This is a genomic window from Microcoleus sp. BM001215392 (assembly GCF_036700185.1).
Lineage (GTDB): Bacteria > Cyanobacteriota > Cyanobacteriia > Cyanobacteriales > Microcoleaceae > Microcoleus.
On sequence record NZ_JAUBOJ010000047.1, the window covers coordinates 1 to 18,873 of the forward strand.

The following is an 18,873-nucleotide window of genomic DNA, read 5'->3' on the forward strand; positions in this document are numbered from 1 at the left end:
TCGAGAAACCGGGTTTCTACGAGTTTTTGGGTTGGGTGACCAGAAATATAGAGATCGACCCGGTTTCTGAGATTTACGCAAAATAGATATCAAATGGGTTCTATAAAGAAAAAATCCACTCCCGGCGGGTTGAAATTGTTGATTTTCCCCAGTCGCCGTCCGGCGGACGAAAGTTTGACGCTTACGCGGTTTCAACCCGCAGGTCCTATCTAGTGTTCACCGATTAAGAATTTTGGCGGCAAATCCCGAATACCGATGTGTAGCCGTGCAGAAACGTGCTGCCCCCGACGGGGCCGATTTCGCCGTTGCAGAAAAAGCCGCTCAGGGGGATGTTTTTGAGGTATCTGGCGAACAGTCGCGAGTCAAAGTTCGACTGGCCGTAAAGCCCTTCACCGCGCCCCAGACAAGAGAAAATCAAGGCGCCGGCGCTGGATGTACCCCTGTCCTCGGCGGCCCGCTGATGCCGATCGAGCAGCATCTCTAAGTCTTCTGCGGAGGTGCGCGCGTCCCGCAGGTGGAATTGGATGCGCTGTCCGGGACGGACTCGATCGCCGATCGCAATTGCCCCGACTTTGGGATCTACTCCCAACAAATTGCGGATTAAAAAATCTCCCGGCTCTAATGTCATCTTGAATTCATCGCTGACTAAGCCCACAAATAACGAGTGCTGGGCTAATTCTCGGTCTGCTTCGCTCAAGGTCTGAACTAACTCTCGCAGCGCCTCTAAGGGCGATCGCTCGATGCCTCTGCTGCTGCTATCATCAGTTTGTTCTTCGAGTTTCAGCAAAATATTGCGCTCTCCTTCCGTCACCCGATACGGATGCCCGATCGGTCTACAGCCTTGGGCGACGATCGTTTCCAAAACTATATTCCCGCTCAAAGCAACTCCCACCGTGCCTTCTCGGTAAAGCTGATAGTCGCAAAACAGCGCCGCACCTCTGGAACCGTCCCCGCCGGCGAGCCCCCCTACCTTCGGCGCGCCCGGATAGGCATAATCTAGCCCTTGCAGCAAATCGTTAATTTTTGCAGAAAACGGGTCGGCCAAGATGATAAATTGCGGTTCTTCCTCGACCGGCACGCCCAACAGATCCACCCAAGTATCCGGGGGACTGTCTAAGTCCGGCAGTTCTTCTCCACTGACGTGAAAGGTTCTGATATTTACCGACGGTAAGCGGGCCAGACTCAGGCTGACTGCGGGAGAACCCTCTACTTCTTCGGTCAACCCGCCCCGGTTGGTACCGATGACTCCTCCCCCGCCGCACCCCAAAATCGCTGCCACTGGCAGCAGTTCTTGCAGTAAAGGCATCAGCCGAGAATACTCGCTGGCAAAGGCAGACGAGATAAATATCAGCGCTAAATCTGCCGGGCCGTCTAATTCGCGATCGGCTTGTTCTACAACTTCTCTCAGGGCTGATTCTAAAGACGGACGGGTTGATAAGGCGCTGACCCATTGCATTTGGTTTGACTTGTCCATCAGGCTAACTTCTTTATAAAACTATCTCTATACATTAGGCTAACCGCAACTGGCCGCTGGCGGGACGGTTTTCTGGGGCGATCGATTCGGCTCCCTGGCGGAGATCGTGTTAACATAAGTTAACATGAGTCAAGCATCAATCTGTTTAGTGTTAAATGGCACGTTTAGCTAAATCTTAAAAGATAAAGCTCAATACAGTTTGACACGCCAGTTTCATGTAGTGTTTTTATCAAAAGTAAGGTCGGCTCGACCTGCATTGATGCCTGTGGACTAGAACCGGGCGACAGGTTCTCTGTAAAACAGGAAGTAAAGACGGCTGCTGCGATCGCAGTTATGGATGATTTCTATCTGGGCTGCCACAGCAGCGCATCTCAAGCTAGTATTAGTTGAGGTCGCCAGACTGAAACGGCAAGTCAAACACAAGCTAACATCCAAAAAGAAAACCTTTCATACCAACAAGTTTATGACAACAACACCCGCAGGCAACATCGAAGAAAAAATTGAAGAAGAACTAGAAAGCGCTCGTACCGTCTGTGACTTGAAGGGCGCCACTTCCGGGGAATGTGCAGCAGCGTGGGACGCAGTTGAAGAACTGCAAGCTGAAGCTTCCCACCAAAAGCAAGTCAAGCCTAAGAATTCTTTTGAAAAATATTGCGACGACAATCCTGACGCTGCTGAGTGCCGCATCTACGACGAATAAACGAGCAATTTAGCTTCGTATCTGCCCTCCCGCGTCAAAATCTAAATTTTGACGCGGGATTTTTGTATCGGTTGAAACTCCAGGTAATGGCGACATTTCCCGAACAGAGCAATCAGCTTTCGATCCGACAGTTGTGCATGCAAAACCCGAGTCAAAAATAGACGCACAGATGGCTGCGGCTCTCCTCGCTTCGCCATCACAAAAAAACTGTTAGCAATCGCGTATTCGCGAATATCCTGTATAGAACCCATTTGATATCTTTGAGTTTTTGGATTGGGTGACGAGAAATATAGAGATCGACCTGTTTCTGAGATTTAGCCTGATGTCGAGAAACCGCGTTTCTACGAGTTTTTGGGTTTGGCGACCAGAAATATAGAGATCGACCGGGTTTCTGAGATTTACGCAAATATAGATATCAAATGGGTTCTATAGAGTACCAACCGAGAAAGACCCCAAGTACCGTCCAAGTGCAGCAGCAACTAGAACATTAAGACTGTTTTACAGTTGCTGATTTTTGAGCTTTTTTATAGTAAAATCTGTCACAAATAAGTGAGTATATTTTCCCTAAAATGTTGAGTCTTTTATTGGCAGCCACCGGGCCTTGGTTTCAACCACTTGTGTGGATGGATTACCGGTTATCTGTGTTGTTAACCGTTTCGATCCCGCTGGTAGTGCTGATTTGGGCTGTTTTTGCTTCATCTGAGGCGATCGTCCGTTTGTTGATAATTTATTGGCGGGTGGCGAGTTTGCTGGCAATTACACTTTACCTGATGATGGCGGCGCTGCCTGTGAGCTTTGTCTCCTCGGTGATGGGGAGGGCTTTGATTCCTGCTTGTCTGTGGTTTTGGCAAGATTTAAACGACGAAATTGCCGATCGCCCGCAATCGTCTTTGAAGCTGGCCTTTACAGCTTGGCGCTGGGCAATTACTGTTTACAGCGGTTTAGGTGCGATCGCTCAAATTCCCTTCTTAAGCTGTGCCTTTAAATCTCAACTTCAAGTAATTGACGAACCTTTTTGTAGTGTTTGGTTAAACCCGCCTTGGCTTTACAAGCAGATGTTTCACCCCGGGGCTAACCCTCAATTTTTGGGATTGTTGGGTCTAATGGGCTTAACAATTTATGTACTTTACTTGTCATATTTTGTGCTAATTAAATTAGGAAAACAAGGCAGGTCAGCTACTGGAAATTAATTCAGTTGACAGTTGACAGCTCGCTCCCGAAGTCGAATGGTTGACAGCACTTGACAAAAGAAGGAAGAGGATTCGAGTAATGAATAGTCTGATTTTATTTTATTCCGATCGGGTGCGAGGGCTTTAAACCAATTCTTGCTGGTGAATCTTAAGCAAGTATTTACATCCTAAATTCGTGGTTTAATTCTTAAAAAGACCAAAACAAAGGACACAGTTACGAAACAATCAAAGTAATAAAAAGATAGCTGACGTGAGTGTAATGTTATTGGAAAAGACTGTGATGGATAGCAAAGAAGCGTATTTACAGTGCTTAGAAAAATTGATTTGGGCGCTCGATCGCCTGAATGCAGAAGTTGAACCAACTGAAATCGCTCGGATTGCGGAACTGATCGTTCAGCCGATGACTGGGCCCTGGCGGTTTTTTCACACTCCCGAACATATTTTTGATGTCGGGGGAAACGAAGACGCGATCGAGATTTTGGCAGCTTTATTTCACGATATCGTCTACGTACAAGTCGATCGCAGCATAAACTTTAACGTCAGCTACTACATCACTCCTGTTACCAAAGAGCTTAACAAACAGCTACAGATTCGAGAACAATCTGAATTTTCTGCGGATGCTACCTTCGAGATAGTAATGCTGGTATTCGGTTTTGTACCCGGACAAGTTCTCAATCCTTTCGCAGGACAAAACGAATTTCTCAGCGCTGTAGTCGCAGCAAAAGCTCTCGAACCATTTCTCAAACGCGAGCAATTGCTTCAAATTGCAGCCTGCATAGAAGCAACAATTCCGTTTCGCTCCGCCCAGTATGGAGTCACAGTCAGCCAGCGGCTTTATCACCGCTTGCAAGCAATAAATAGCCTGTTCGATCTCAGCTTTACTGACGAACAAATGCGGGAAACGGTGAGAAAAAGTGTGCGCATCGCTAATCGGGATGTCTTCAGTTTTGCTCACGAGAGTTCAGCTCATTTTTTAGCAAATACCTGGAATCTACTGCCGGAAACTAATCACAATCTCACCAGCTACGGTTTTTATACGGTGCGCGACTACCGAGTGGCTTTGCTGAAGATGGAAGGTTTTCTGAATTATCTCCAGCCGGAAGTGATTTTCCGGCAATTTGAGGGCTATCCAGACGATCGCACTTACCAGCGCTGGGAAACTACTGCTAAGTACAATCTGGAAGTTGCCAAGCTTTATTTAGGGTGCAAGCTGGCTGTAATCGCCCTGCTGGAAGCTCTTTCTTCGGGTTTGGGAATCGATGTTTCTCTGACGGCGATGATGGGAGAACTACCCGAACGAAGTGCTGGTAGCCTGCGCTTGGAAAACTTTTTTCCAAAAATACAACAACCTTGCCAACCTCGAAGCGATTTAGAAGCCGAAGTTTTCAATTTATTAGAACAGGGGCGGGCTAAAAGCAGTTCTAATAACGATTTGCAAAACTCGCCCCTCGCAACGTTTGCGGTCAAAATTGTTGGGTTTGACGAAATGCGATATCAGTGCGCTAGAGCTAAAGAATTTTTTCGAGAAAATAGCGGCCCTGATGAATTTATTTCCGACTTTAACCCGATAGTTACAGAAATCGTGGTTAACTCAATTCTCATGTTGTTTGACAGCCGCAAATCCGCTATCTACCGCTACTACGATATCACTTCTGAGTTAAAGTCCAAACCCCAGACCAATTTTCCGGTACGCCCTTTTCTATCAAATGGTTGAGTCTATCTAAATACAGTGCAGCGGTTTTGTCGTCGGGATTGACAGCTAAAACTTGATACAAACAGGTTTTAGCTGCCCTAAATTCGTGGTGCCGATAATGTTCTAAACCTCGTGCAAAATCCCGCTGAGTTTGTAACTTAAGTTCCCTAGTTGAATTGGTTTCTGCATCAAGGACTTCGTAAATGGAAATTGGCTGCTGTTTCCCTTTGACAATTACTCTGTCTAAAAAACGGATTTGATACTGTTCGGGATTAGTCAAGTTATCCAAAACGTTCTCAGAAATTATTAAAGACACTCCATATAGCTTAGTCAGACTTTCCAAACGAGAGGCTAAATTGACATGATCCGAAAAAGCATCTCCCTGCATTCTCGCCGCTTCGCCAACTATGCCTACCATCATGTGACCGAAATGCACTCCCACACCAACTTTAATCGCTTGAGACCCGCTGTTTTTGCGATCGATATTATATTCGTCAACTTGTTGCAGTTTAGCAATTCCACCTTTGACAGCATCGTCAGCACCGTTGGGAAAAACTGCCATCATCCCATCTCCTAAATACTTGACGATAAAGCCGTGATGCTCTCTAATCTTCGGACTTACTTCTCGCAGGTAGGCGTTAACAAAATCAAAGTTTTGCTGCGGAGTCATGGTCTCGGAAAGAGCAGTAAACGAACGAATATCGCTAAACATGACAGCCATTTCTTTGCTGACATGATTGCCTAATTGGATATCTACAATGCTCTCTTTTTGCAAAAAATCTAAGAAAGCATCCGGGAAAAATCGCCCGTAGGCGCTGTTAGTTTGCGATAAGTTAATGTGAGACTTGATTCTGGTTAAAAGTTCGTCTTTCGAGAAAGGTTTGGTTAGATAGTCATTGGCTCCAAATTGAAATCCTACTATTAAGTCTGATACTTGAGTTTTCGCAGTTAGCATGACTACAGGTAACTCGTGGGAGGGATATTTTTCTCGGAGTTTGGCGCAAACTTCATAACCAGACATTCTCGGCATCATGATATCGAGAACGATCAAGTCAAAATGCTGCCCGCTTTCTAGGAGTAATAGGGCTTGTTCGCCGTTTAATGCTTGGATGACGCTATAATTTTGCAACGAAAGGTGATTGTTTAAAACTTGCAAGTTGATCGCATCGTCATCAACTATCAGAATTTTAAATTGTTCGGCCCCTAAGGGCGCAGCGGGTGGCTCTGCTGGATTCTGAACTAATCGATCAAAATTTAAACTGCAAGACATATAACTGCGATCTTTTGATGTCGAATTGTGAGTATGTGTTGCGGGATAGCCATTTATGAACGCTTCATTCAGATAAATTTGTGCTGGAGAAACAGGCAGGGTAAATGTGAAACGGGAACCAATTCCGACTTGGGATGCTGCGTATATTTTGCCGCCGTGGAGTTCGACAAATTGTTTGGATAGTGTTAAACCTAAGCCTGTTCCTCCGTATTGCCTGACTGTGGAACCGTCCCCTTGTTCAAATGGCTCAAAAATGCGATCGAGATTTGGGGCAGAAATTCCGATTCCTGTATCGGAAACGGTGACAGCTATTTGAAAATCGGGGATTGCTAGTGGCTTATTTGATTCGGACACTCCCAAAGGTATTTCGCCATCGGTGGCGACAATTTCTGCTGAAATTTCGATACTGCCTGATTCGCTAAATTTAATCGAATTTCCAATTAAGTTGTAGAGGATTTGTTGCAAGCGGTTTTCGTCGGCTAAAACCAAGGGTAAATCACCAGAAATTGCATTAACTAATTGGATATTTTTACTAGCAGCTAAAGGTTGGCAAACTGTAAGGATTACTTCGACAATCGACTTCAATCCTACACTCTGAAGCTGCAATTCTAATTTGTGATTTTTGAGTTGAGCAAAGTCGAGAATATTATCGACAAGTTCGTTGAGTCGCCTGCCGCTATCGGCAATCATTAACAGGTTGTGTTGTTGAATTTCTGATAAAGTTCCGGCTGCACCATCAATCATTGATTCGGCAATCCCGATCATACCGTTGAGGGGCGTTCGCAATTCGTGGGAAGTGTTGGCTAAGAATTCGTCTTTGAGTTTGTCTAGTTCCTGCAATTCTTGATTCTGATTTTGGAGCGTGGCGAAGGTTATTTTTAGTTGAGATGCCATGCTGGTGAAGGATTTGGCGAGTTCGCCCACTTCGTCGGCGCGATCGATCTCTAGTTTCTGTTCCCATTCTCCTCGGGCGATGTCTTTGGCGGCAGCATTTAGCCGCAAAATTGGGTTGGTGAGCGATCGCGCTGTCAAACTACCCATAATTATTGATAAAATCAGTGCGGCGAGACAAAGTAGAATAGTGCTGCGGGTATTGCTGTTTATTTCCTCCATGAAATCGTTTTCGGGAATCACTACTACCACCAACCAATCAAGCCCTACCCGGTCTCTGTATGACAGAATACGTACAAAATTAGACTGATTTTTAAGTTGAAATTGTAGCTTTTGAGGCGGTTCAACTAAGCTTAAGTTAAAACTGTTAATTATGTGTTTGGCTGCTGACGAAGTTAAGGAGTTGGTGCTGTCAATTGCTTTCAAGCGCTGAAATTTGCCGCTAGCGTCGGTAATGTAGGGTTTTTCGTCCGTCGAACTGCCCACTAAAGTGCCCGATCGCTCCATAATAAAGATTTGACCCGATCGGCTAATTTTGATTTTTCTGAGAAAGTCGCTAATCTGCCCCAAAACAATATCCACGGCCATTACTCCGCGAAACTCGCCTTGAGTATCATAAAATGGCCGAGCCGCCGTGATTCCCAACTCGCCCTGAAAAAATGTATAGATTTCAGTCCAAACTGGTTGTTCTGCTGCGGTGGCGCTCAGGTACCAAGGGCGAGCGCGCAAATCATAATTTGGTTCAAAACGCAACAGTTTAGCGTGATTTCCCAGAGCATCTAAGCCATAAAAAGAACGGCGAGGAAAGTTTTCTGTAATTTTGGCAGCTAATTCACCAGAGTCTTGTCTCTCAACTCCAATAAACTGACCTTCTTTTGTCCCTAAATAAATTTGCCGCAACGACGCAAATATTTGGCTCTGATGCCAAAAGTAACGTTCAGTAGCCTGCAAATCGTCTGGATTCAGGTTTCCGACATTAGCTGCACCAGCGTTGATTTGGGCGATGCTGTGGGGTTTTTCCAAGTAATTTTCCAGGTGTTCTTGAATGCGACCGCTGATTTCGCCCTGCAAGTTATCTGCCAGTTTTTGAACTGCTTTTTGTCCGTTTTTGAACGACAGGTATCCAACTATACTTACTACTGCTAAAGTTTGCACCACGAACGGCAAAGTCAGCGCTAAACGGAGGGGTAAGCTACTATAAAATTTGGCGATCGACCTAGCTTTTTTTTTCAATAACATAATAAGTAATCGCTTGAGTGTTCAGGGATACAGCACAAATCTACCGATTCTTGCGTTTGATGGCAATTAGTAATTAGTTCTAGCTAATTGTCGATCGCGAATTCTGCTGATATTAGCGCTCCCGGATGCGTGATGTAATAAAAAGCACCTATTCAAATATGGGTCAATTTCCCAATCAAAAGCATTGTACCTCATGCTAAAAATCTCCGCTACACAATTCTTTTCTGGCACTTTAGGCGATCGGGTTATGCCTCAAGCAATCTTTAACTAAATCAACCTCTTACCCATCAAGATCCAGCATCCATCTGTTACATTCATTAAATCCGTTAAAAAAATCCGCCCCCTAACTTACTTTCTTCTGTCACTCATCTGAGCTACCTCAAAGAAGTGTCACAATAAAAAGCGACTGTTAAAGCACTTTGCCCCACAGCTACAACTGGGGAATAGCAGGTTCAAACAACTTGCCAACCACTCATCCCCAAGAAAACCATGCAAACCATAAACGAAATTCACGGTCAATTACCTCTGTGTTCTTCCTTGCCCACACTGCAACTTAATAATAATAGCACTGCCAATCAAGACGTGCGCTATCTCCAAAAATCCTTAGTTAAAAAAGGATATAGCCTAGCAATTGATGGATTCTTCGGCGCGAAAACTGAAGCAGCAGTCCTCGATTTTCAAAACAAAAAAAAGATTACTGTTGATGGCATTGTCGGCCAGCAAACCTGGAACTACTTAGGTGCTTGCACTCCCAGCGGTTGTTAAATCCAACTTAAGTAATCCTGGATGCACGGGTGGCAAGCCGTTGTGGTTTACACAAACACTTTATTGTCACCCGTATAAACCGCAAGCAAATAGGTTTAGTTTTCTCAACAATTAGTCCAATAATCTCAATATTTTTGTGGTTTGTTGCTTTTAAACAACTGACATTAAGCAAGGTCAACTCAAATTATGCCAATCATCAATGTAATTTGTATTAAATGACCTTCCCGCCGTTATTTAATTCTAATTCAACGCAACGATGCCGTCACTAAAAATGAGAATTACCCCTAACTTCAAGAACCGCTGAATGCCAGCGCATCTTCGGTAACTACTAATGAGGTATTCGGATGGCTTGTTTACCGCAGCCCTTTTAGATATTTAGGACAACGGCAGATGAGCGTGGTAATTATCGACATTTTAGTCAGGCTATCCCATCGAAAAATCATCTAATACAATCGCCAAGTTACTTTATATTTGCCTCACAAATATTAAATTTGGTAGTCAACCACTTGTAAAAATTGAATCAATTATGCTGTATAAATCCGATAATTTTTGTTACCGTCTAATTGTTAGCAGTTTAGCAGGAGCCATTTTGATTTCACTGGCTTCTGGCATGACACTCTCTGTCATGGGCAAGGAAATTCCTCAACTTTTTGTGGTGATTGGCAGTAATGCGGCGCCATCTCCGGTTTGCTCGCTCCTTCACCTTCAGAAAAAGAATAGGTTGTTTCTGCAACGAGTCTGTTCAAATATACCGACAACCATGGCATAGTTTCGATCGCAACGTGCAGAAAATCCCCAGCTCCCGAGAGTTGGGAATTTTCGTGTTTGAATCTGTTATTTTTAAAATAGTTATCAGCTTATACCAATTTAATGTGAAGTTGCACAGATCGCTATCCCCCTCGCATCCCCTTAAAAAGGGGGAGTTTAAATTCTTGCTCCCCCTTTTTAAGCGGCTGGGGGGATCGAATTCTATGCAGCTTCATAAAAAATTGATATTAGAGGATAAAACTAATAGTCACAAATATTTACTAATGTATTTTTATTAAAATTAAAGCATTAAACACAACAATAAAGCACTTGCTTGACATATTTTGAGGTTTTATGTACTTTCATAATTGGCGTATTTAGGCACAAACATAGTTGGATACTATTATTTGATAAATTTGTCCTATTCTTGATTAGCTGATTGCAAACAGTTTCAAATTATATTTTATTCAGATTAACATTAAATCTCATTTTTCCCTAAAATTACTGGGATTTTTTGTGCAACTTTTATTCGTTGTAGTTCAGCATTACAAGTCCAGGAAGCAAACAGTGCTTTGACACGCTAGTCATAGAGTAAAGTGCGCCGATGGGCATCCTAAATAATTAGGTTCTGCGTCCAAGACTGTATCATTAAGTCGCTCCTCAACCCTTAATCCTCAACATCCATCGCGTTACATCCGTTACATCCGTTGCCTAACTTACTTTCTTCTGTCACTCATCTGAGCTACCTCAGATAAGTGTCACAATAAAAAGCGACTGTTAAAGCACTTTGCCCCACAGCTATAACTGGGGAATAGCAGGTTCAAACAACTTGCCAACCACTCATCCCAAAAAAAACCATGCAAACCACAAACGAAATTCACGGTCAATTACCTCTGTGTTCTTCCTTGCCCACACTGCAACTTAATAATAATAGCACTGCCAATCAAGACGTGCGCTATCTCCAAAAATCCTTAGTTAAAAAAGGATATAGCCTAGCAATTGATGGATTCTTCGGCGCGAAAACTGAAGCAGCAGTCCTCGATTTTCAAAACAAAAAAAAGATTACTGTTGATGGCATTGTCGGCCAGCAAACCTGGAACTACTTAGATGCTTGCGCTCCCACCGGGTGTTAAATGACAGCCCAACATTTTGCCGTACTTCTCTGTCGCTGAAAACTTGCAAATAACTAAGGATAAATCAAACCATGCAAACCACAAACGCAACTCGCATCGAATTACCTTCTTGCCGTTATTTTCCCCTACTGCAACGCAATGATGCCGTCAGCCAAAATGAAGATGTGCGCTACCTTCAGCGACTGTTGAATGCCAGCGGAGCTTCCCTAAATACTGATGGCTCGTTCGGCGCCAAAACCCAACAAGCGGTCATCAGTTTTCAACAAAAACAAAAAATCGCTGCTGATGGCGTTGTCGGCCCAAAAACTTGGAATAAATTGGGCGTTTGTGCAACTCTATTTTAAACTTTGCGCAACCATATTGTAAACAAAGTAGGGCGTGCGGTGCGCGCCCTATTTTTTGTAGCAACCGCGCCCGACGCTGAGCAAGTTTTAAATTGCACAAACCCCTGCGCTCTTGTTTTTTCTTAAAAAAAACGACTTATTTCTCCGTCCAAGCTTCCACCCCAGACCACCCGTCCGGCACTCCGTACATTCGATATTTGCGAGCGCGTTTGAAGTAAAGCATTGCTACCCGATCGTCAGGATTGATTTGTAAAATATTCTGAAATATTTTTTGAGCAGCCACAAATTTTTGCTGGTAGTAAAAATTCAGACCTTCTTGAAAAATCTCCGCAGTTTGCTGCTTGAGTGCAATACTTTTGTCTGTTTCTGTATCGTAAATTTCAAACACCGACACAATATTTGTCTTTCCTTTGACTTTTACGCGATCGACAAATCTGTACTTATATGTTTCGGGAGCGTCGAGGCGATCGATAATTGTACCGCTAACCAGAATTCCCGCGCCGTACACTTTAGTCAATCCTTCCAAACGAGACGCCAGATTCACCGCATCAGCAATCACCGTACTTTCCATCCGTTTTCGCTCCCCAATGGTACCCAACATCAAATTTCCCGCGTGCAAACCAACGCCGATCGCGATCGGAAACAACCCGTTTTTTTCTCGCTCCTGGTTAAAAATCTTCACTTGTCTTTGCATATCAATTGCCGCTCGCACACCATCTGATGCAAATGTAGGAAACAAAGCCATGACCGCATCCCCAATATATTTGTCAATAAACCCATTATTTTTCCCGATCGCAGGGCTTACCATCCCCAAGTAACTATTAATAAATGCAAAATTTTCCGCAGGCGTCATCTGTTCTGAAATCGACGTAAACGAGCGAATATCAGCAAATAGCACAGTCATATCCCTTTCCTGGTTGTCGCCTAATTTAACTTCCACAATACTAGGCTTTTGCAACAAGCTTAGAAAATCGTGCGGCACAAACCTGCCGTAGGCAGCATTCAGTTTTGCTAAACGAATTTGCGTGTTAATTCTCGCCACCAATTCCTTTTTGATAAAAGGTTTAGTTACATAATCATTTGCTTCTAAGTTAAAAGCTTCTACCAAGTCAATAGTTTGATTTTTTGCCGTCAGCATCAAAATCGGCATTTCTAAAGGCGAGTATTTTTTTCGCACTTCTCGGCACACTTCATAACCAGTCATGTGCGGCATCATTACGTCGAGTAAAATTAAGTCTGGCTTTAATCCTGATTCAATCAGATTTAAAGCTTCTATGCCGTTGCTAGCTTGAGTTATGTAATAGTTTTCTAGAGAAAGATTATTGGCGACAACTTGAATATTAATTGGTTCATCGTCCACCACTAAAATTTGGATTTTTTCACTTGCTATCAAATTATTTTTTGCTAAAATAGTAGAATTTATTATAGATGATTGGGGGGCGAATTCAGCAGCTATTAAAATGCGAGATTCCTCAGTCAAACGCGGCGGTGTGCTGCTAAACTCTGGTTGACTCTCAGCTACAGGCAAAGTAAAGGTGAATTGGGAACCAGCGCCTACAGTTGAAGAGACCGAAATTCTACCTCCGTGCAATTCCACTAATTGCTTGGCAACTGCTAACCCTAAACCCGTGCCGCCATATTCTCTAGCAGTCGAACCGTCGGCTTGCTCAAAAGATTCAAAAATTAGGTCTAATTTCTCTTCGGGGATGCCAATTCCGGTGTCGGATACAGTAATGGCTAATTGGGGATTGAGCGGTGATTTTTGGTTGCCCGTTACTAATTCTGCTGAAATTGCAACGGTACCGTTTTCTGTGAATTTAATCGCATTGCCGATTAAATTGTAAAGTATTTGTTGCAAGCGATTTTCGTCCGCTGCTATTGGGGGCAATTCAGCAGCGACTGAGTTAATCAATTGCAATTTTTTTTGACCGATTAATGGCTGAGACAAGGTAATAATTACAGAGACTATTTCTCGGAGACTGACAGATTTAATTTGCAGTTCGAGAGTTTTGTGTTTGAGCTGAGAAAAATCTAGAATATCGTTAATTAAAGAAGACAATCTTTTTCCAGACGAGGCGATTAAACCCAAGTTGAAATTTGTTGTTTCTAGTAATTGTCCCGTAGCTCCATCTATTAAAGATTCTGCAATCCCAATAATCCCGTTGAGGGGAGTGCGCAGTTCGTGAGAGGTATTGGCTAAGAATTCGTCTTTGAGTTTGTCAAGTCGCTGCAATTCAGTATTTTTAGTTTCTAGGGCCGTAAAAGATGCTTGCAGTTGTGCTGCCATGCTGTTAAAAGCCGTAGCAAGTACGCCCAACTCGTCAGAGCGATCGAGCTTGACAGTTCTGTCAAATTGTCCTTCAGACAAAGCTATTGCAGCATCTTTTAGCTTTAAAATAGGTTTGATAATCCAGCGAGAAGTGAGGATTCCTAAAACTGTTGCCATCCCCAAAGCCCCCACACACAGCAGCGCAGTAGTGCGGTTGTTGGCGTGAATTTGTTCCATAAAGTCTGCTTCAGGAACCACGACAACAATCAGCCAATCTAAACTTTTGCCGTCTTTGAAAGGCAGGACTTTTACAAATTGAGGTTTGCCGTTTATTTCAAAACTTAGCTGCTGCGAATCTTGAATGCTATGAAAAGTATTAAATTGAGTTGCTAAGTATTTAGCTGTAGCTTGAGTTACTGTATCGGTACTTTCTGTAACGTTAAACAGTTCTTTTTTGTCGTGGCGCGAGCGAAATGGTAATTCTTTACTGGAAGTTGCCAACAGCATTCCATTTTTTTGAATAATAAATGCCTGACCTGATTTGCCAATATTGAGGCTATTTAAAAAGAAACCGATGCGATCGAGACGCAAGGCTGCAATTAACACTCCTTCTAATTGTTTTTCGCTATCGTAAACTGGCTGGAGAGCGCTGAGGATTAATGTTGGTTCTAAAAAGGATACATACACCGAACTCCAGGTTGGTTTAGCTTCTAAAGCAGCATAGGTATAGGAAGGATGCTGTCGGATATCAAAGTTTTTGACAGTGGCTGCTACTGATGCGCGATCGCCCCGATTGTTCGTAGTGAAAGAATAAAAATTAAAACCCGTAGACGGGCCGGATGTGTTAATCAGCAAAGTGCCGTCTGACATCTTTTCTCCGGTGCGGTATTCCCCATCCTGATTGCCTACCGAAGTAAAATTTATGTAAGGATATAACTGCACTTGCCGCCACAGATACTTTTCCCACGCTGACAAATCTTTCATGCTCACAAAACCCAGTTTTACTGAATCCAGCTTGCTTTGATTGATTTGGTGCGGAGTTTCTACATAAGTTTTCAAATTTTGCTGAATGCGATTGCTCACCTCTCCCATCAACTGACCAGCAAGGTCATTTACCGCTCTTTGAGAATTCCTAAATGATAAATATCCTACTATTCCAACCGCAGCAAATACTTGCAACACAAACGGAACTATTAATACAGTTTGCAGCGTTGCTTTTCCTGAAAATTTGGCAACTAAGCACTTGACCGAAAAAGTTGACATAACATTAATTTAGGGTGAACAATAGAGTGGATACTCGATAAAATTTGCACCTAATTCAAGTATTGTAAAGCATTTTATACAGCCATAAAAATCATATCATATTTACGGGATCAACCCCACGCACAAGCGAGTTTTATTGTGGCAATCCACGACAGGATATTACACAGGGAATGGTTGGTTCTCTGTTCCCGCCTGAAGTGCTGTCAAACCCAATATCTTTTAGATCGCCTGGTTTGTTTTTGACATCGCGTTATGCAGTACATTCGAGTTGGAAGTCATAGCATTTTAAATTTTAACTTTTCGATGAAACGACTTACTGCATAAGGGCTAGAAGTTAGCCTGGCACTGCATTTTTGTTGAGTGATATCAAAAGTAGCCTATTCTAGGATGTGAGTTTCCGGCAAACTGCCAACTTTGGTAGCTCAGATTTCTACCTGAATATATTATGACTGAGACCAGCGATAAAAAACCAGACAAATAGGTAACAATTTTTGGCATCAGCTTGATGTTAGTTTTATTACTTATTTTCTAAAGCTTCTATCCCCGACCATCCCTCTGACACTCCATACATTCGATTCTTCAGAGAGCGCTGGTAGTAGATTGCTGCCAACTTATCTTGAGGATTGGTTTCGCAAATCTTTTTGAAGATTTTTTGGGCTTTAGTAAAATTTTTATCGAAATAAAGCTCCAAACCTTTTTCAAATGCCGCGGCAGTTTCCTGCTTGAGGTCGATGCTTTGTTGTGTTTCTGCATCATAAATTTCAAATACCGACACTACAGATTTTTTTCCTTTTACTGTGACTCTATCTACAAATCGGCACAAATATTTTTCTCGATCGCCCAAACGCTCTAAAATTGATTCACTGACTAGAATTCCCGAGCCGTAAACCTTGGTCAAGCCTTCCAAACGAGACGCAAGATTCACCGCATCAGCAATCACCGTGCTTTCCATCCGTTCTTCTTCGCCAATTGTACCCAACATTAAAGTGCCTGCGTGCAAACCAATGCCGATCGTAATCGGTGCGTAATTGCTTTGTTGTCGGTGCTGGTTGTAAGTAATAACTTGTTTTTGCATTTCCACTGCCGCCCGAACAGCATCATCTGCCGACTCAGGGAATAGTGCCATAATTGCATCACCAATATATTTGTCGATAAAACCTTTGTGAGCGCGGATAACTGGACTCACTCGGCTGAGATAGCTATTGATAAAACTAAAGTTTTCTTGGGGAGTCATCGCTTCGGAGATAGTCGTAAAAGAGCGAATGTCAGAAAATAAAATTGTCATTTCTTTCTGAATTTGATCGCCGAGTTGAACATCAAGAATACTTTCGTGTCCCAGAAATCGCAGAAAATCGTGGGGGACAAATCTACCGTAAGCTGCATTGATTTTTGTCAGACGGATGTGAGTTTTGATTCGGGCTAGCAATTCATTTTTGAGAAACGGTTTAGTTAAAAAATCATTTGCTCCTGCATTGAAACCTTGTACTAAGTCAGATACTTGATTTTTGGCAGTGAGCATGACTATTGGCAATTCGCTCGCCGCGAATTTTTCCCGAATTTTCTCGCAAACTTCGTAACCAGTCATCCGGGGCATCATGATATCTAGCAAAATTAGATCCGGCTTATAGCCTCTGTCTATAAGATCCAAAGCTTCTCTACCGCTGCTAGCTTCGGCGATGGTATATTTTTCGAGAAGTAAGTTGTTAGCCAATACCTGAACATTCACACTTTCGTCATCTACAATCAATATTTTCACCAAGCTGTTTTGTTGGCGTTCTCGATCGGCGATCGTACTATTATTATTAAAACTTACTGTCACAGTTTCATTAGTTATTGAGTTGCGCTCGGTGGTTTTAGGAAGTAAAGACTGCCTCACCGTTACGGGCAAAGGCTGGTTATCGACATACTGATGTTGAGAGATGGGCAAACTAAATGTGAAATGCGACCCAACACCGAGTTCTGAAGATACCTGAATTTCACCCTCGTGCAGCTCGACTAACTGCTTTGTCACAGCCAAACCTAAACCGCTTCCTCCGTATTCTCTAGCAGTGGAACCGTCTGCTTGTTCAAAAGATTCAAAAATTCGTTCTAATTTATTTTCGGCAATGCCAATCCCGGTGTCAGATACCGTAATTTGCAGTTTTGACCTGACAATTAAAGATTTCAGTTTACCCGTTACTGAATTGGTTTGATTTGTCAAATCGGGAGAGGTTAATGTGATAGCATTAGCGGAAATTTCTACAGTACCACTCTCTGTAAATTTAATCGCATTTCCAATCAAATTATAAAGAATTTGTTGCAATCGGTTTTCATCGGCATCTACCAAGGGTATGTCGGCTGGAACTGAGTTAATCAACTGTAGGTTTTTGGTGCCAATTAGAGGTTGAGAAAGAGTTACCACGATATCGACAATTTCTCGGATGCCGACAGGCTTGATTTGCAGTTCAATATTTTTGTGTCTGAGCTTCGAGAAATCAAGAATGTCGTTGATGAGATTTGCCAGTCTCCTACCGCTAAATGCAATCATTTCTAAATTGAAAATTGTTGCTTGTGGCAATTCTCCTGTAGCACCGTCGATCAAAGACTCAGTTAAACCGATAATCCCGTTAAGTGGGGTGCGCAGTTCGTGAGAAGTGTTGGCTAAAAATTCGTCTTTGAGTTTGTCTAGTCGTTGCAATTGGGCATTTTGATGTTCTAATTTGGTAAAAGATAATTCCAATTGACTAGCCATGCTGTTAAAAGCATTTGCTAATTTTCCGAGTTCGTTAGATGCGGCAATATTTACCCGAGTTTCAAACATTCCGCTACTCATTTTAGTAGCTGCGGATGTCAGGGATTTTAAAGGATTTGTGATCGATCGAGCAAAAGTCACTCCCAAGCCCACAGCAACGAGGGCGCTGGCGGTGGTAACTGCACCCATGACGTAGATCAGCGATCGCACTGGAGCGTAAGCTTCGGCTGTAGGTAGCTCTACCACCACCATCCACTGCACCCTACGGACGATCGCCCCGATACCCATCACTTCCTCGCCGCGCCAGCCTCGATAAACCAGGGGAGATTGCGTCCCCGAAGCCAAAGCTAATTTGGATAACTCTCCCACAAACGATCGCCCTTTCAACTCTTGCAGCAAATACGGATTAATCTTGCTTCCGGGTTGGGAAATCAGCACCGAGCGGTGGTCAAGAACGTAGCTGTATCCAGTTTTTCCCACTTGCGCCCTAGCCGCAATTTGAATTAAGAAATTGAGACTAACTCTGGCAAATAATACACCATCCACTTGATTTTTACTGTTGCGAACTGGCACAGCCAAGTTAACAACATTAACCGTTGTCTTCATATCGACATCTACGGGACTAACATAATTTTTTTCCTGTCCAAAAGTCTCCCAAAATATAGGTGCATCTCCCGAAATTCCCGCTAAACTCAAGCTAGATACCGAGAAAGATTCGTAAGGAGACATCACCTGTACGACTTTACCTTTACTGTTAAAAATTCCTACCACTTCGTAGGCGCTGTTGCTGTTGATTAATCCTTCCAGAATGCTGCGTTGAGTTTCAGCATTAAATTCGGTTAAGCCTCGCAATTCCGACAAGTAATTTAGTTGACGCTGCAAGTTATCCAAATAAGCACTAATTTGGGCAGCCGCAGCTTGCGATCGCTCGTACTGAAGCTGTTTTGTCTGTTCTATTTGTCCTCGAAAGCTGATGTAAGCTAACGTACTTCCCGCCATCAATACGCTTGCCACAACAATCGAGACAAAACCGTAACGCAGTTGATTGGCAATTGAGGACATTTGATTCTGCCACTTAACAGTTTGAACTCACTCTCTAGAATACACCCAGTTGTATTTTGAATACTAGCACTCACGCCACCGTTGATTTATTGCTACCTCTGC

Annotated in this window: 11 protein-coding genes; 7 read left to right on the plus strand and 4 right to left on the minus strand. The window is 43.2% G+C overall.

The genetic code is table 11. The features are described from left to right. Window positions 1-223: 223 nt before the first annotated feature. Window positions 224-1,456, minus strand: coding sequence for an FIST signal transduction protein (locus tag QT974_RS07960; protein ID WP_333467976.1), 1,233 nt, complete (start codon window positions 1,454-1,456; stop codon window positions 224-226). A 481-nt stretch (window positions 1,457-1,937) separates the two neighbouring features. Here QT974_RS07960 and QT974_RS07965 point away from each other — a divergent pair, with 481 nt between their 5' ends. The 3 genes from QT974_RS07965 (at window position 1,938) to QT974_RS07975 (ending at window position 5,078) form a co-directional block, all read left to right on the plus strand. After that, window positions 1,938-2,174, plus strand: coding sequence for a Calvin cycle protein CP12 (locus QT974_RS07965; RefSeq protein ID WP_293151347.1), 237 nt, complete (start codon window positions 1,938-1,940; stop codon window positions 2,172-2,174). A gap of 569 nt (window positions 2,175-2,743) precedes the next feature. Next, window positions 2,744-3,364, plus strand: a complete 621-nt coding sequence (locus tag QT974_RS07970) for a DUF3177 family protein (RefSeq protein ID WP_333467977.1) — start codon at window positions 2,744-2,746, stop codon at window positions 3,362-3,364. A gap of 280 nt (window positions 3,365-3,644) precedes the next feature. Continuing rightward, complete coding sequence (locus QT974_RS07975; RefSeq protein WP_333467978.1) at window positions 3,645-5,078, plus strand: hypothetical protein; 1,434 nt, start codon at window positions 3,645-3,647, stop codon at window positions 5,076-5,078. Here QT974_RS07975 and QT974_RS07980 read toward each other — a convergent pair. Beyond that, window positions 5,011-8,457 (minus strand): response regulator, encoded by a 3,447-nt coding sequence (locus tag QT974_RS07980; RefSeq protein WP_333467979.1) that lies wholly within the window; start codon window positions 8,455-8,457, stop codon window positions 5,011-5,013. The two genes, QT974_RS07975 and QT974_RS07980, sit on opposite strands and share 68 nt — an antisense overlap. A 489-nt stretch (window positions 8,458-8,946) precedes the next feature. Here QT974_RS07980 and QT974_RS07985 point away from each other — a divergent pair, with 489 nt between their 5' ends. The 4 genes from QT974_RS07985 to QT974_RS08000 all read left to right on the plus strand — a co-directional run bounded on the left by QT974_RS07985 (window position 8,947) and on the right by QT974_RS08000 (window position 11,446). Continuing rightward, window positions 8,947-9,222: a peptidoglycan-binding domain-containing protein gene (locus tag QT974_RS07985; protein WP_333467980.1), complete on the plus strand. Its 276-nt coding sequence runs from the start codon at window positions 8,947-8,949 to the stop codon at window positions 9,220-9,222. 526 nt (window positions 9,223-9,748) lie between these two features. Beyond that, the gene (locus QT974_RS07990; RefSeq protein ID WP_333467981.1) at window positions 9,749-9,991 is read left to right on the plus strand and encodes a hypothetical protein; all 243 of its coding nucleotides are present in this window, start codon (window positions 9,749-9,751) and stop codon (window positions 9,989-9,991) included. An 835-nt stretch (window positions 9,992-10,826) separates the two neighbouring features. After that, window positions 10,827-11,102, plus strand: coding sequence for a peptidoglycan-binding domain-containing protein (locus QT974_RS07995; protein ID WP_333467982.1), 276 nt, complete (start codon window positions 10,827-10,829; stop codon window positions 11,100-11,102). 71 nt (window positions 11,103-11,173) lie between these two features. Then, complete coding sequence (locus QT974_RS08000) at window positions 11,174-11,446, plus strand: peptidoglycan-binding domain-containing protein (protein WP_333467983.1); 273 nt, start codon at window positions 11,174-11,176, stop codon at window positions 11,444-11,446. 136 nt (window positions 11,447-11,582) lie between these two features. Here the strand turns inward: QT974_RS08000 and QT974_RS08005 are convergent, their stop codons facing one another. Both QT974_RS08005 and QT974_RS08010 read right to left on the minus strand, forming a co-directional pair. Next, complete coding sequence (locus QT974_RS08005) at window positions 11,583-14,978, minus strand: ATP-binding protein (RefSeq protein ID WP_333467984.1); 3,396 nt, start codon at window positions 14,976-14,978, stop codon at window positions 11,583-11,585. Between the two features lie 517 nt (window positions 14,979-15,495). Continuing rightward, entirely contained in the window at window positions 15,496-18,771 is a 3,276-nt protein-coding gene (locus QT974_RS08010) for a response regulator (RefSeq protein ID WP_333467985.1), read from the minus strand. Window positions 18,772-18,873 lie beyond the last annotated feature (102 nt).